This window comes from Priestia sp. ST2, assembly GCF_055810735.1.
In genome coordinates, this window is the sequence record NZ_JBVVNT010000006.1 from 106,803 (window position 1) to 121,917 (window position 15,115).

A 15,115-nucleotide genomic window follows, 5' to 3' on the forward strand; every position below is an offset into this window, starting at 1 on the left:
ATTTATTAATGTACGATAGCAACTTCTATTAACTCTTTTACTTTTGCTACTACATTTTCAACTGTAAAACCAAATTCTTCCATGATTGTCTCACCAGGAGCAGATGCCCCGAAATGATTAATACCAAGAACTTGTCCTTCGTCTCCAACATAACGTTCCCATCCAAGTGTAGAAGCCATTTCAATACCTAAACGTATTTTCACTGATTTAGGGATAACACTTTCTTTGTACTCAGCAGATTGCTCTTCGAAACGATCCCATGCAGGCATACTTACGACAGATACGTCAATGCCTTCTGCAGCTAATACTTTTTGTGCTTCTACTGCCAGGCTTACTTCAGAGCCTGTTGCAAGTATTAATGCATCAGCTTGATCTTTACCAGCTTTAGATACAACGTAGGCACCTTTAGATACGCCTTCATATGCATTTTCTTTTGTACCTTCAAGTGTTGGTAGATTTTGACGAGTTAACACAAGCGCTGTTGGGCGGTCAGTTGACTCTAATGCCAAACGCCATGCTGCAGCTGTTTCATTTGCATCTGCAGGACGAACCACTGAAAGACCTGGCATTGCACGAAGTGCTGGCAATTGTTCAATTGGCTCATGTGTTGGGCCGTCTTCTCCCACTGCGATACTGTCATGTGTAAATACATAGGTTACAGGAAGCTTCATTAAAGCTGCTAAGCGAATTGCTGGGCGAAGATAATCAGAGAATACGAAGAATGTACCGCCGAATACTTTTACACCACCGTGTAAAGCCATACCATTTAATGCAGCTCCCATTGCGAATTCGCGCACGCCAAACCAGATGTTACGTCCACTATAATCAGCTGGAGTAAAATCTTCTTCTCCTTTAATCATTGTTTTGTTTGATCCTGCTAAGTCAGCTGAGCCTCCGAAGAATTGTGGCACAGCTTGTGCTATTGCATTTAGGGCTTCTCCAGAAGAAGCACGAGTTGCTAAGCTAGAACCTGCTTTATATAATGGCAGTTGTTGGTCCCAGCCTTCTGGTAATTTACCTTCTACTGCTAGTTCAAATTGACAAGCTAGTTCGGGGTACTTTTCTTTGTATTGAGCAAATACGTCGTTCCATTCGTTCTCCTTCTTTTGACCATCTTCAGCAATTGTAGCTTTGAAGTGAGCATACACTTCTTCAGGCACATAGAAATCTTCTTCAAATCTCCATGCATAAGCTTCTTTTGTTAATTTTGTTTCATCGGCGCCTAATGGAGAACCGTGGATGCCAGACGTACCTGCGTGGTTTGGAGAGCCAAATCCGATTGTTGTTTTTACTTCAATTAGCGCTGGGCGTGTTAAATCGGATTTTGCTTCTTCAATGGCGTTTGCAATTTCAGTTAAATTGTTCCCTTCTTCAACACGAATCACTTGCCAGCCATAAGATTTAAATCTTTCTTCTGAATTTTCCGAAAATGAACGATCTAGATCGCCATCCAAGGAAATATCATTTGAATCGTATAATACAACAAGTCGACCTAACTTTAAGTGTCCTGCTAACGAAGCTGCTTCAGCTGATACACCTTCCATTAAATCACCGTCACCACAAATGGCATATGTAAAGTGATCTACAATTTCTAAACCTTCTTTATTATATGTTTCAGCTAAATGACGTTCTGCCATTGCTTTACCAACAGCCATTGCAATGCCTTGCCCTAGTGGGCCGGTTGTTGCATCAACACCTGCTGTATGACCGAACTCCGGATGACCTGGTGTTTTACTTCCCCATTGACGAAAGTTTTTAAGGTCTTCAATTGATAAGTCATATCCAGCTAAATGAAGCAAGCTGTATAATAGTGCTGATCCGTGTCCTGCTGATAATACAAAGCGATCACGGTTGAACCAGTTTGGATTCTTTGGGTTGATGTTCATAAATTTTGTCCACAATGTATATGCCATTGGAGCAGCTCCCATTGGCATACCTGGGTGACCTGAATTCGCTTTTTCAATAGAATCTATAGACAGTGTTCGAATAGTTGAAATAGATAATTGTTCAATAGATGAATTCATTTTTCTTCTCCTTCTTCTTCCCTTTTTAAAAAATAAGGGGACGATGGTATAGCTCTCTCGTCCCACATTTCTCTTAAATTAATCCAACAAAGCTTTTGCTGTCTCTTCGTCAGTAATTAATACCTCAATTAATCTTCCTTCCAGGGCTGCCTTTATTGCCTGTACTTTTTCTATCCCACAAGCAACACCCACCACTAGAGGGATTTCTTTTAATTTTTCTAAATCAAGTGTAATAACTTTTTCATTCCAAAAACTATCTGCTGACTGTCCTTTGGTATTAATAAAGTTATAGCAAATGTCTCCAGCGATATCACCTTGATCAAAATATCCTTGATAATCTTGACCTAGATAAGATTTTACCATCGTTGAATGTTCAGGAGTCCCACCAATCCCCACAATTGCTATGTCAGACTGAGTGGCAAGTTCAAAAACATTTAGAATAGAATTTTGTCTCATAAATACTTCTTTTGCTTCTTTAGAATCAACCACTACAGGAGCATGAAGAAGCTTGTACTGGGCCTGTATGCTTTCTGCAAGTTGAGCTACAATATGATTTGCATGTATATCCATTCGTTCATTTCCCATCCCACCAACTAGAGGAACAAATGTAACAGATGGATAAGATTGAGGAGATGACAAAGCTTTTGCTACCTCATGTAACGTTGTTCCCGCAGATACTCCAACCGTTTGACCGTCTTTTAGCACTCGTAGCAAATATTTACTCGCTGCAGCTCCTAACCTACTCTTGGAAGATTCACCTCCAAGATTTGGGATACATACCACCTCACGCAAGCCGTATAAACGTTCGATTTTTCCTTCTAATTGTCTATAAGGATGAATCTTATCGTCATGGATAATAATTTCCACAATTCCAAGATCTCTAGCTTTTGAAAGATACTTAGAAATGAGAGATCGACTGACTCCTACCTCATCTGCAATTTGGGATTGAGTAGCTCCTTCTTCATAATACATATGAGCTACTTTCACAAGTAATCTACTATCTTCAGGTAAGTTCAAACTAGTACCTCCTTTTTTTCTTTATATATGCTTGGACTCTAGGAGGCCTTATCTTATTATGCTTTAAATTCAATTACACTTCCATTTTCAAATTGCGGAAGTACATGTGGACTTGCAAATACTGCACCTGGAAGAACTTCTTCTGTAGGTTCTGAAAAGTAAATTGAGATATGGCCAAGTTCCATCAAATTATTATTTGCTAAAGAACCAACAGCTGTGATTGTAAATTGTTGATCATTAATTTGAAGAGTGCCCCCTTCTTTAATAGGTTGATCCGAAGTATCTCCTTCAACTTCATGAATGACTGCCACTTCTTTTAAGCCTTCTGGTGCTTGAGGCCCAAATAGGATCATAATCTTCTCTTCTTCAAATGATAAAGCTAGTTCTCCAATTTCTTTTACAATAGACTTGTACATGCTAATTCCTCCATCTGTTTATAAAATTATGATTAATACATTCCAATACTTGCAACATAGGCAATTACAACGGCAAGAACACCTGTAATTAAACGACTATATAATACTGCAGGTACACCATATTGTACCGTTTCTGGCTTTGCTTCGCCAAGTGATAATCCAACTGGGATAAAGTCCGCACCAACTTGTGCGTTAATAGCAAATAGAGCAGGTAACGCAAATTGAGGTGGAATATTTCCTTTTGCTATTTCAGTACCTATTAAAACACCAATAACTTGTGCTATTACTGCTCCAGGTCCTAGTACAGGAGAAAGGAATGGTAAAGTACACACAAGTACGATTACAATTAATCCCCATAACGAACCGGCGAGTGGTGATAAGAACGTTGCAATAGCGTCACCAATACCCGTATAGTTAATGATCCCTATCAACATACTAACGAAAGCCATGAAAGGAATGATGTTCTTGATAAGCATATCAATGGAATCGCGTCCTGCTTGATAAAATGTTCCTGTTACCTTTCCAATTCCCCTAGAAAATCTAATCAGGAAATTATCGCCTTGACTATCTTGCTTTTCCTTTTTTAACTGTTCATAATCTTTTTTAAAGCTTTCTTTATCTGAGGTATCGAATTGTTTAGCTGCTGGCTCTTCTTGAGTCTCCGATTGACTAATTCCATTTTCCGTTTGTTCATCAGCTACACTAATTTGCTTTTCTGTCACACCTGAAACAAAAATATCTTCTTTAATATGCTTGGCAAGTGGTCCAGACGGTGAAGAAGGAAGAATATCAACTGTAGGAATACGTTTCATTGGATAAAGACCAATTCTTGCAGTTCCTCCGCAATCAATTACTACACACATCATTTCATCTTCTGGAACTGATGTTTTAAAGCCATCTACAGCCTCTGTGCCAGAAACTTCAGCTATCTTTCTAGCTACTGGATGGATTCCTCCTCCTGTGATTGAAACAACCTTCACTTTCTTTCCTTTTGGTTCAATTCTCAGGCCTGTTCCCCATCCACCTGAACCTTTATCAACAAAAATTGCACGTTGCTTGATCATGACGCTTCCTCCTTGTGCCATGGTAATTCCTCCCCCTCTTAAGAATTCGCTTCCATTTTTTTAGCTAGATGTTTTGTGATAAGTTCAGTAATCACACCACGCAATAGCATAATGACAATTCCAACTAAGAAATATCGAACAGCAAGATCAGACATTGAATAGCCAGCCTGTTTTATACCGTTGGCGATTCCTAAATAAACAAATAGTTCTCCTGCATTTGCGTAAGGGAATAAAGCTGTGACAGGATGAAAGAAAGAAACTAAAGAATCAAAAAACGCTGGTTTTTGTTTTTCTGGTAAGAATCGTCCAAATGTATAAGCCATTGGATTTGTTAGCATTAAAATTGATAACATTGGCATTAATGTATATCTTAATAAAGTATATTTTGCAGCAAATTGAATGACTTTATTAACCCTCTCTTCTCCTATAAACTTAATCATTGCGTACGTAAATGTCAGTAGTACAACTAGTGTTGGTACAATACCAGTTATGAGACTCATAAATTGTTTTCCACCAGCATCAAATATTCCGATAAAGTGTTCTCCGAACCATTGAATCCATTCCATTGCAATTAGCACTCCTTCCTATTAAACCAATGAGATATTTTTTTTCGAAATTGATAACAATGCATTTTCAGAAGCTTTTGAAAGAGCCATATTAATTGCAGGTAATCGTTTAGACTTCCCCTTATTATTTGAATTCTCTAAAGTATCTAGTACAGCCCCTGTGTGTTGGCCTTTATATGTGCTTAACTCTTTAAATTTTGATAAAACAGAAAAACCATTTACTGCATAACATTCCTGAATAATATAATTATCATCTACAACAAGCATAGCAATGGCACCAGGTCTAAATTTTCTTCTTTCCATACCAGAAAAGAAATAATACCCTTCTTTCCCTTTGTAAGCTCTTACAATATTATCCATACTTTTTCTATAGTATCGCATTTGTATAAAAGTAAGTGCGTACTGAACAATTAACAAAAAGCAAAGAATCATAACAAATTTCATAAGAAGTAACCTCCTCCTTTTAAGTCCCTTTACTTAGAAAAAAGGTGCAGCAAAGTCCATTCTCTAATAAAGGTTTGCTGCACACTTTGGAACTTAAATAGTGGTTAAAATTTCACTCTTAGGTGCTGTTGTAGGGAATAAATGATCTTGTAGTGATCTTAACTTCCATACAGTCGTTGTAGGATCTAACTCTACGTCTTCCGTTGTTAGGAATTGACCTTGGCGAATATCTTTTTTCGCTACAACTTTACCACTAATTAAACCAATTGGAATATGACCATTTTGTTTCATATCCTGATGTGTTTCAAGAACACCACGTACACAATAGCCTCCAATACCATCTAACGTTTCACCAGCTTTAATATCACGTTTTGCAACAGTTACCGTTTCAGAAACTGGTGCACCAATTGGGTGAATTGAAGAGTCATGTTGTAAAACAGCTTTTGCAATAGTAATTGGTGTTTCTAGACTAGCGAGATGATATGGGCGATATAAAATATGATGGTCTCTTTCGCCCTTTTTCAACAAATAATTTAGCTCATGTGCTACAGCTTCATTTTGACCTTTTACAATAACAAATACTCCAGGTGCAAGGCCATCTACATATTCAACTACACCAAATTTATTTAACACTCCACCATTTTCTTTAACATCCAAATCTCCAATAACTGAATCAAGATCTCCAGCAATTCCGTGCATTCCAACTACATCTGGTACAAATCCAATAGCGTTAGATAATAAATTCATCTCAGCCATTGTCTTAGTACCATCTTGGAAAGCAGCAAGCATATGAGAAGACATTTTTTTCTTATCTGCCTCTTCTTGTGCAGTAGAAGGGTTTGCTGTGACATTTAGTTTATTATTTTTACCTTTACCAGCAACTAATACTTCCATCCCCATCGTTTTTGCAAATTCAAATAACTCAAGAGTTGCTGCAGGCTCATCACCTGCTGAACCTGTGTAAACTAGTCCAGCATTCTTAAACATTTGATGCATTACTGGCCCGATTGTGATGTCTACTTCAACATTTAATAAAACAAGATGTTTCTTAGATCTGAACGCCTCAAGAGAAATATTTGCCCCTACTTCTGGAACACCTGTAGCATCAACAATTACCTCAACATTCTGAGATTGAATCACTTGACGAAAATCATTAGATACAATAATTGATTCTTTTTTATCTGCCTGTGCATTATAGTAATCGGCAGCTCTTTGTGCTGCCTCAACATTTATATCACTAATCCCAGTTACACTCATACCAGGAATACGAGAGATTTGACCGATCATTCCAAATCCCATCTGTCCGGCACCAATAACCCCTACTTTAATTGGCTCGTTTGCACGTTCTCTTTCTAAAAGTTGTTGATAAATTGACATCTATTCCATCTCCCTTATATGATTCTTATTTTTAATAAAACACTTTTCTGAAAACAAAAACTATTAAACGCTTACAAATCTAATTTTTCTAAAAATTAACATTAATTATACCGTTTAACATTTTTAACTTTTAATTAACAAATGTTTTTTGAAATAACATTTATCTGTTTTTTGTAACATTTGCTACGGTGTATAACATTTGTTAATTTCTATGTGTTTATAATAAAATGAAATGGAAACGTTGTCAACAAAAAATTTAAATTAAATAAAAGAAAAGGATGATAAAAGGATGAACAGAAAAGATTATTATTATGAGGAACATGCTCCAAAACCACACGTTATTGTTCCTGCGGTTTCAGCTGTCATATTTCATAAAGAAAAGGAAATCCTTCTTCAAGAACGAATGGACAATGGAAAATGGTCTTTACCTGGGGGTACTATGGAACCAGGTGAAACTGTGGAAATAGCAATAAAACGAGAGGTAAAAGAAGAAACAGGTTTTGATATAGAGATACAAAAATTATTGGGAGTATATAGTGATCCTAATCATGTTATAGCTTATGGGGATGGAGAAGTGCGACAACAATTTTCAATTTGCTTTTTAGGTGAAATAAAGGATGGTTCATTGGCAATTAGCCACGAATCAAAAAGAGTAGAATTTGTTCCTATAAGTGAATTAGATAAGATAGATATGCATATAACCCAGAAAATAAGAATCCGAGATGCCTTAACGGGGAAAAGTGAAGCTTTTATAAGATAAATTAAGTAACATCGATTGGTCGAAACCTAATTAACAAAGGGAGATTTAGTCACAATAGTTTATAACTAAAACATTTATCAAAGAAAATTTCTTTACAAAGGAGAAATGAAATGAAGAAACAAATATTTAGTATTTGTAATGAGCAAATTCAACATTCATTGAAAAATAATTCGAGGCAGTACTTGGTAGGGAATTTATCGCTTCCTCAAGTACTGAATCATATAGAGGATGATAAGTTAGAAATTGGTATTACTTCATATACTGATTTTCAAAGTGAATCACCTCACTACCATACTCAAGCTTATGAGTACCAATATATAGTTAAAGGTACAACAGAATATATGGATGTAGAAACCAGACAAGAGTATACTTTCCATCAAGGAGACTTTTATGTGACTCCTCCTGGCATTAAGTATGCCCAACGATCACAACCAGGTACAGAAATTCTATTTATTAAAACACCTCCAGGTAATGACAAACAAATAATTGAGACAACAGATAAAGTTGAAAAATGGTTAGAAGGTAAATAATATAGTAAATTTTTGCATAAGGACTATTCTTATAGGGCCGAGCACATGTATAAAAGCTGCATAAAGAAGAAAAGATGGCCTCATCAGAACCCTTTAGCCATAAGGGTTCTCCTTTTTTATCCTACGGACCTAGGCACTATGTTAACTAAGATTGTTTATCATCTTTATAAAAAAGAACAATCTACCTTATTTGTTGCCAAAGGTAGATTATTCTTTAAGATCAATCGACAGAATATTTATAATAATTACTTTACTTTGTAATCGCTTTCACTTATACTGAAAGTAGGTTGGATGGCGTGAGTGGCTGTCATAGTATTTAGCGTAGGCGGGGCTAATACAAGGGAACAGGGCATAAAAAAAATGTCCTTTTTTAGTTTGAAAACATTACGGACTATGAACGTTTCCAAAAGGTTTTATTTTTTGACTTTGTTGATTAATTAGAGAGGTGTTTTATATGAATAAAACTGAGAATACAAATATTTTTTTATTAATGTTTTCAGTGATTTTTATTTGTGGAGGATTGTTACTAACAAATATTTTTATTTATTCTCCTATTCTAGGTTGGCTTCTAGCAGTATTTTGTCTAATGATAAATTTCATTTACAAGGAAGAAAATTCTAAATATAGAAAAAGAGAAGATTAAGAAAATAATCTTCTCTTTTTCTATATTTTTTTATGAAGTTGATTATGTTAACTAGGATTTTATATCATTCAATTGTCTTTTAAGCTTTTTGCTTAAACTGTTCTTTTACATAGACACAAGTTCGTTTATGTTCACGGGAAAAGAAATGATCGTGTTTATAATATACTCTGACTTCACACGAAGGACAGATAAAAAAACCCATTCTTATTTTATCTTGATTGATCTCATGCGCATAAAACTCCCCAGTGGCTTTAAACATGACCACATGTCTAGCTTTTTCGATTTTTGCTCGCATAATCATATCCTCCTTCACCATATTTTTCATATATTTCTATGATAAGGGCTATATGGAAAGAAGACAAAGAAAAAACAGCATCCCGTAATAACAGAATGCTGCTTAGTCATTAATTGCTTTTTAACTTGTAACCTTTAAATTTATATCCGTATACACTTGTAAGATCAACAAAGCTCTTATAAGAATAAGTAATCGCAACAGGTGTACCTACTTGGACTTTATCATAAAGCTTTTCGATGTCTGCATTATGCATTCTCACGCAACCTTGGCTCACATATTTTCCAATGCTGCTTTCATTGTTATTACCGTGAATGCCGTATATATCGCCATACGTACCATTTGCATTTAATCCTAACCAACGTTTTCCTAACGGATTGCGAGGATCGCCCCCAGGAATATGTCCTGTATAATAAGAACGGTTTTTAATCTTATTCACGACTTTAAAAAAGCCAACTGGTGTTTTGTCCCACGTTTTTCCCGTTGCTACTGGATCAACGATTTCGATATAGCCATTATGAAAATACGCAAGCTTATTGTAGTATTTGTTAATGATGATTAAATCCTGATTCGCTGGCTTACTTGCTGCTTCTGTTTTCCCCTGATTTACTCCACATAATGCGACCATTAATAATGTAAGAACGGTCATCGATTTCATAAAGATGTTTTTCATAAAAATATCTCTCCTCTTTGTTATATGTTTATATAAATTGAAAAAAGCACCTTCCAAATGGAAAGATGCTTATCATAACGATTATTTAATAAATAAAGAGGCCAGCTTTGCATTACAACAAATTGACCTCTTTTTATCTTTGTTTTCTTTCCCTTAATAGACGGTTATTCTGAGAAATAATAACACTGCTAAAAACAATGGTAGCAACCATACCCAAAATAGAGAAGAACAGTAGTGCCACAAAATTATTATTTGAACGCATAGACGACCTCCATTATTTATGAATTATTAATATTATTTGAAATCCCCCTGTTTTTATTCTCTATTAGGCATTATTTCAGTTCTACTCCTTGCAGAGAAACGTTCTCTGACGAAATTAACTTTTGTTTTGCGTATAACTGCTCATTCGATGCAAATATCAGCACCTAGAAAAAGAATCATTTCTTTGCTGCTACAGATACTTTAATATTAGGCAACTTAAGAAGTTTTGCTTCTTCTGATTTTAAGGATTGAGAAGGAATCTTTTTAACCCAAGCCTTCTTCATTCCATAACCGTTCCACATAAAGCCGTTTTCTTTTAAGTAGGCTTTATGATCGTAACAATTGGACACACATAAATAATAATAAGACTCGATTTTGATTGTATTGGCCTGCTCAATTTTAATATTCTTTTCTTCAATCCATTGAGATACAACCTGTTTTTCTTCTTCAGCTTCAGAAACACTCATTTCCTTCACCCAAGCTTGATCTAAGGAGCTATATTTATAGCCCCGATTTTTCAGTTTATCTTTAATAGAAAAGGACTGATACACTTTGATAAAGTAGGAATCTTGCTTATAATCTAAAGTTGAAATATCCCATTCCTCGATGTCACCAAAATACTTTTCTAGCCATTTCTTATCTGTATTATCACGTGCTGTTAAGATATCCTGTTTTGATATAACCCCCATTCCAATAGCTGTTACAAGTAATGGATGAAAAATCTCATAAAACGTCTTTGAGTGGTCACTTTTTTTACGCAAACAATGGTCTATATGATGCGCTACTTCATGAAGCGTTGTAGCAATGGTATGCCCATTTGGCCTTGAAAGATTAAATATTTCTATTTTTCTATTGTGCGGATAATATCGTCCATGAATAGACTTCATTTCTTTTACTTTAATATCAATAAAAAAGTTCTTGAATTTATTGTCTGGATACCTTTCCAAAGGATAAGCTTGATCGATTACATCACACAACGTTTTATAAAGATTATATGAACTCACAACATCAGCTCCTTTTTAGAGCAAGAAAAAACAGACCTTACTATACTGAAGGTCTGCTCTTACTTACTTCCTTATTAATTTTTTCTGTATGACGACAAGAAGGGAAAGAGGAACAACCAAAAAAGCGAGTACCATTCCCATCTCGTACGACTAGATCTTGCCCACACTTTGGACATTTACGAGGTTCTGGTGTGATATTTTCAAAGATTTCCCTTGCCTTAAAAACGGGATTGACTTCGTTAATAAACTTTTGAAGATCCGCCCGATCCAATAAAGTCACATCACATGCAGCTGCAAGCTCTTTCGCTTGTTTCGTAAAATAACTATTGGTCACAACCCACGCCTGATTCGCTTTATAATACGCTTTTGCCCCATACACTTCTTGTACAGCTGAAATACTGACCCGATTTTTGATTCCATATCGTTTAGCTTGAATGACAATTTTTTCTTTGCCTTTCATCACTAAATCAGCCCCAAAGTCACCAGACTTTTTGGTTACTTGAGGTTTATATCCTAACTGTTGGAAAAGGGCCTGCAAATATATTTCAAACTGATAACCATCCATTTTATCAATATAGGGCATACCCGATTGGGCTAACTCTTTCATATACCTCCGTTCACGAAGGACACGGTAAGCAAATTGAGAAAGTTTCACTAAAATCATGATAAGAAAGAGGTAAAATACACCTTGAAACACTTTATCCATTCATTGAAAGCTCCTGTTCAGTTTGTTTATTCCGGAGACGTGATGCCACAGGTTGAATGCTTTTTCCATTCTTCTTTAATTCTTCGTTCCAATCTTTCGCTCCCTTTGGAATATCTGCTCTTATTAAATCAGCATTAACGATTTGGTTCATTTTGTCAATAAATTCTTTTCCCCCTTGGTCATTATCGACAGCTAACACCATTTCTTTGATACCTAAGCCTTCTTTTCGAGCTTCGATATAAGACTGTGCAACAGTTTTAGGCTTTAAGCCATTCATACTAATGAGTCGTGTATTTTGTAGGCTATTCTCCTGAATACTCCAATAAGAAAGCAAATCAATTGGACTTTCAAAAAAATGAATTTTATTTGGGCGACCAACGTCAACTGAAAAGCCTGTATGTGGGTTATCGTTTGGTAAGACTTGTTTAAAGGAACCACGCTTATTACTTATAGAAGCTGTGCCTTGCCGATCCGCCCCAATTACCTTTCCTTTACCTCCATGTTCACGCCACTTAAACACCACATTGTTCCGTTTGTCCTGGGCGATTAAATCTTTTTGAAGAAGCCAGTCAACCAACCGAGAATCTATTTTACGTTCTTTTATGAGATAATCCTTTATTTTGCTTTGATCCTTTACTTCTAACTCTTTTGGATAGCGAAAAGGCTCTTTTGATGGTGAAACCGACGGTTGTTCATGCGACTGAGAAAGCTCTTTATAATCGCCTTTGTTGATATCTAATACGGCTTGGGGAAACGACATCCCATAATACATTCGAGCAAAACTGATCGCTCCATACCCTGTTTCATTCCGGCTGTTCCAAGCGTACATATTTCCTTTAATAAGTAAGCTATCATGTTCCGTGTGACGATAGTACTTTCCTTCTTTTATAAAGGTTTCGCCTTTGGCTTCCAGATACGACAACAAATCAACATCTCGTGCTTTCATGATTTCCCCCTCATTGACGTGTTTTCGTTCTCCCACCTAATCCCTCCTTCTCTTTCACCCTATGAAAAAAGAGGGCTTTTCAGCCCTCCCATTCTGTCTACACTTTTGCTTTTTTTAACGTTCCATTTCTTGTGTCTGGTCCCGTTTCTTTGAAGAAAATGCTCCACTGTTCCGTGCAAAAAACTTTGTAAATCCATTTTGTGATTTCTCTTCTTTTTTCTGCTTGTCGTGATCCTTTTTCTCTGTGTCCAAAGCCTTTTCGAGCTTCGTTAACTTCTCACGTTGAGAATCAGTCAAATTCAGCTCTTTTAATTCCTGCAGCACCTCTTTTTTCAATTTGTACACCTTATCAAAGGAATGCTTTTGTTCAAACTCCTTCATTTTGGCCAAACGCTGGTCTCTCTCTTGAGGTGTTTCTTGCTTGAGCTGCTTTTCGACAGGAGCTTTTTCAGATTCAGCTTCCTTTTTTTCTTCTTTAGAAGAATCTTTTTCATCTGATATGCCTAATTGGGCTAACAAGCTTTGTTTAAATAGCTGCTTATACTGTGTTTCTTCACTAGGCTGCTGCATAACTTCTAGTACTTCTTGTTTGTAATCTTCTTGATATCGGTCCTTCNCAAGCTTTGTTTAAATAGCTGCTTATACTGTGTTTCTTCACTAGGCTGCTGCATAACTTCTAGTACTTCTTGTTTGTAATCTTCTTGATATTGCTCCTTTTCTTGTGCTTGTTTTCGTGCTTGAAACTGATGAGAAAGTTCATTTTCCATTCCTTTCAATTGGTTAGGGGTGAACTGTTTTTCCTTTAAAGCACTGGATTTCAACATCACATAATCGTTTTCTTCGTTCACATGGGCTAACATACTATCAATATCTTGAGGCTTTTCTTTTTCATGAGCTTGTAAAAATGTAAGATAGCTTGTTTTAAGCTGCGTTTCTCGATCTTTCTCTAAAACAAGATTCACATCATGACCTCTCAAAAAATCAACTGTTGCTTCACTTTTATAGGCTTGTTTTTGCCCTTTTTCATCCGTAGAAACAAGTAAAACTTGCAGTTTTTCCTCTCCTAGAGCTGATTGTGTTAAGTAAACAGCACCAGAAGGAATGTCTTGGAGCTGTTTCTCACTAATGTTCGCCCAATCTGCCTCGATTTTTTCATTGTGTGGGTGCTTCATAAACTTCTTTAATTCTCGTTTATCGGAAACAATCGTTTTAAATTGGTCATTTGAAAGAGACGTAATTTTTTTCATCATTATTCCCCCAAGTAATTAGTATTTAGATAATAAATAAATTCCAAGTTGCATGAGAAAAAGCAGAGGAATAAACAACCTCTGCTTTTTTACATTTAATTTTATTAAGTTAAATTTAGATGATCGATAAAGTTTGTTACTTTCAAAAGTGGAACCTTTAACTAACTCCCTTATTCCTTACTTGAAGCATCTGATCCAACTTCCTTGTCAGGTAGACCAATTATGTCTGTATGTTTAGGGATATGACCTAATAAACGTAACATGGCTACAATTTGTCCCTTATGGTGGAACTCATGTGTAATTGCATGCATGAGCAATTGTCGAGGAGTCTTTCTTATACTATTAACCTCTGGTCTCCAAGCAAGTTCCCCTTCAATAATGTCATCGAAATTATCTCTAAATTGTTGGAATACAGCATCCACATATGCATCTGCTTGTTTAAAATAAAGTTGAATATCACTTATCTGCATATTATTAATTACTTCTTTTGGTAAAAGAGGCGATTTCGTTCGTAGAAGAACAAAAGACCCCAGCCAAGCATGATAGCAACCTGCAATATGAATCAAAGAATCTCTTACACTCTGAGAACCAAATCCTAGTTCTTTTGTAAAATCATCTTCATTTAACTCTTTACATTGTGCTAATAAGATTTGACGTGTTTGCTTTACCCATTCATACTCTTGGTTTTCCATACTCTCTACTCCTTTTATTTGAATATTCCCACTTATATTATATTGTTCATTGTACCGCAAACGAGAACAGCCAACATTAATAAAAAAGAGAGCTCTTTACGCTCCCTTACCTTTCGAGTTCCTGTTCTTCTTTTTTCTTTTTGATGATACCTGTACGTTTTTGGAATTGCATTTGACTGCCCACTTCCATACAGTCTTGAAAAGTAAAAGATTGTTCTTGAAAAACAGCTAGTGTTTCAATTTGAGCTTTTAAGAATTCCTGACGAGAAATCTTTTTTTCTTTTGCGATTTCATCTATTTTTTTAACGGCAATTGGATCAATATTTCGTAAAAACATATCCATGACATTCGTTCCTTTCCTGTAAAGTGTGGTTCCCCACTACAAAAGAGAGAAGAGCATAAGGGGTTTTTGCCCCCACCATAGGTGTGGGGCTAGGCAGAGCCTAGCGAAAC

At 36.0% G+C, this 15,115-nt stretch carries 17 protein-coding genes; 2 read left to right on the forward strand and 15 right to left on the reverse strand.

The annotated features are described in order from the left end of the window. Positions 1 to 5: 5 nt before the first annotated feature. The 7 genes from tkt to AC0KUU_RS23865 all read right to left on the reverse strand — a co-directional run bounded on the left by tkt (position 6) and on the right by AC0KUU_RS23865 (position 6,908). A complete protein-coding gene (gene tkt, locus AC0KUU_RS23835) occupies positions 6 to 2,024 on the reverse strand; it encodes a transketolase (RefSeq protein ID WP_473453257.1) in 2,019 nt (672 codons plus the stop codon). Positions 2,025 to 2,102: 78 nt separating this feature from the next. Then, the gene (locus AC0KUU_RS23840; RefSeq protein WP_473453259.1) at positions 2,103 to 3,041 is read right to left on the reverse strand and encodes a sugar-binding transcriptional regulator; all 939 of its coding nucleotides are present in this window, start codon (positions 3,039 to 3,041) and stop codon (positions 2,103 to 2,105) included. A 56-nt stretch (positions 3,042 to 3,097) separates the two neighbouring features. Continuing rightward, positions 3,098 to 3,457, reverse strand: a complete 360-nt coding sequence (locus AC0KUU_RS23845) for a PTS glucitol/sorbitol transporter subunit IIA (RefSeq protein WP_098813155.1) — start codon at positions 3,455 to 3,457, stop codon at positions 3,098 to 3,100. 32 nt (positions 3,458 to 3,489) lie between these two features. Beyond that, positions 3,490 to 4,521 carry a PTS glucitol/sorbitol transporter subunit IIB gene (gene srlE, locus AC0KUU_RS23850; protein WP_473453261.1) on the reverse strand — a complete coding sequence of 344 codons (1,032 nt, stop codon included), beginning with the start codon at positions 4,519 to 4,521 and terminating at the stop codon, positions 3,490 to 3,492. Between the two features lie 38 nt (positions 4,522 to 4,559). Continuing rightward, positions 4,560 to 5,087 carry a PTS glucitol/sorbitol transporter subunit IIC gene (gene srlA / locus AC0KUU_RS23855; RefSeq protein ID WP_098813156.1) on the reverse strand — a complete coding sequence of 176 codons (528 nt, stop codon included), beginning with the start codon at positions 5,085 to 5,087 and terminating at the stop codon, positions 4,560 to 4,562. Between the two features lie 21 nt (positions 5,088 to 5,108). Next, positions 5,109 to 5,531, reverse strand: a complete 423-nt coding sequence (locus AC0KUU_RS23860; protein ID WP_473453263.1) for a transcriptional regulator GutM — start codon at positions 5,529 to 5,531, stop codon at positions 5,109 to 5,111. Between the two features lie 93 nt (positions 5,532 to 5,624). Then, entirely contained in the window at positions 5,625 to 6,908 is a 1,284-nt protein-coding gene (locus AC0KUU_RS23865; RefSeq protein WP_473453265.1) for an NAD(P)H-dependent oxidoreductase, read from the reverse strand. Positions 6,909 to 7,197: 289 nt separating this feature from the next. On the opposite strand from AC0KUU_RS23865, the gene AC0KUU_RS23870 reads away from it, so the two are divergent. Together AC0KUU_RS23870 and AC0KUU_RS23875 are read left to right on the forward strand one after the other, a co-directional pair. Next, on the forward strand, positions 7,198 to 7,668 hold the full coding sequence (locus tag AC0KUU_RS23870) for an NUDIX hydrolase (protein ID WP_473453267.1): 471 nt from the start codon (positions 7,198 to 7,200) through the stop codon (positions 7,666 to 7,668). A gap of 110 nt (positions 7,669 to 7,778) precedes the next feature. Then, a complete protein-coding gene (locus AC0KUU_RS23875; RefSeq protein ID WP_473453269.1) occupies positions 7,779 to 8,198 on the forward strand; it encodes a cupin domain-containing protein in 420 nt (139 codons plus the stop codon). A gap of 722 nt (positions 8,199 to 8,920) precedes the next feature. Here the strand turns inward: AC0KUU_RS23875 and AC0KUU_RS23880 are convergent. From AC0KUU_RS23880 to AC0KUU_RS23915, 8 genes are all read right to left on the reverse strand, one after another. Continuing rightward, positions 8,921 to 9,136 carry a hypothetical protein gene (locus AC0KUU_RS23880; protein ID WP_473453271.1) on the reverse strand — a complete coding sequence of 72 codons (216 nt, stop codon included), beginning with the start codon at positions 9,134 to 9,136 and terminating at the stop codon, positions 8,921 to 8,923. 109 nt (positions 9,137 to 9,245) lie between these two features. Further along, the gene (locus AC0KUU_RS23885; RefSeq protein WP_473453273.1) at positions 9,246 to 9,806 is read right to left on the reverse strand and encodes a L,D-transpeptidase; all 561 of its coding nucleotides are present in this window, start codon (positions 9,804 to 9,806) and stop codon (positions 9,246 to 9,248) included. 437 nt (positions 9,807 to 10,243) lie between these two features. Further along, positions 10,244 to 11,071 (reverse strand): hypothetical protein, encoded by an 828-nt coding sequence (locus AC0KUU_RS23890; RefSeq protein ID WP_473453275.1) that lies wholly within the window; start codon positions 11,069 to 11,071, stop codon positions 10,244 to 10,246. A gap of 40 nt (positions 11,072 to 11,111) precedes the next feature. Next, positions 11,112 to 11,777, reverse strand: coding sequence for a restriction endonuclease (locus AC0KUU_RS23895; protein WP_047751927.1), 666 nt, complete (start codon positions 11,775 to 11,777; stop codon positions 11,112 to 11,114). After that, entirely contained in the window at positions 11,770 to 12,723 is a 954-nt protein-coding gene (locus AC0KUU_RS23900; RefSeq protein WP_473453312.1) for a toprim domain-containing protein, read from the reverse strand. Before AC0KUU_RS23900 ends, AC0KUU_RS23895 begins: the two co-directional genes overlap by 8 nt. A 114-nt stretch (positions 12,724 to 12,837) precedes the next feature. After that, the gene (locus AC0KUU_RS23905) at positions 12,838 to 13,293 is read right to left on the reverse strand and encodes a guided entry of tail-anchored proteins factor 1 (RefSeq protein ID WP_473453278.1); all 456 of its coding nucleotides are present in this window, start codon (positions 13,291 to 13,293) and stop codon (positions 12,838 to 12,840) included. 847 nt (positions 13,294 to 14,140) lie between these two features. Beyond that, complete coding sequence (locus AC0KUU_RS23910) at positions 14,141 to 14,662, reverse strand: DinB family protein (protein WP_322552725.1); 522 nt, start codon at positions 14,660 to 14,662, stop codon at positions 14,141 to 14,143. 106 nt (positions 14,663 to 14,768) lie between these two features. Continuing rightward, the gene (locus tag AC0KUU_RS23915; RefSeq protein WP_043981749.1) at positions 14,769 to 15,005 is read right to left on the reverse strand and encodes a hypothetical protein; all 237 of its coding nucleotides are present in this window, start codon (positions 15,003 to 15,005) and stop codon (positions 14,769 to 14,771) included. Between the last annotated feature and the right edge of the window lie 110 nt (positions 15,006 to 15,115).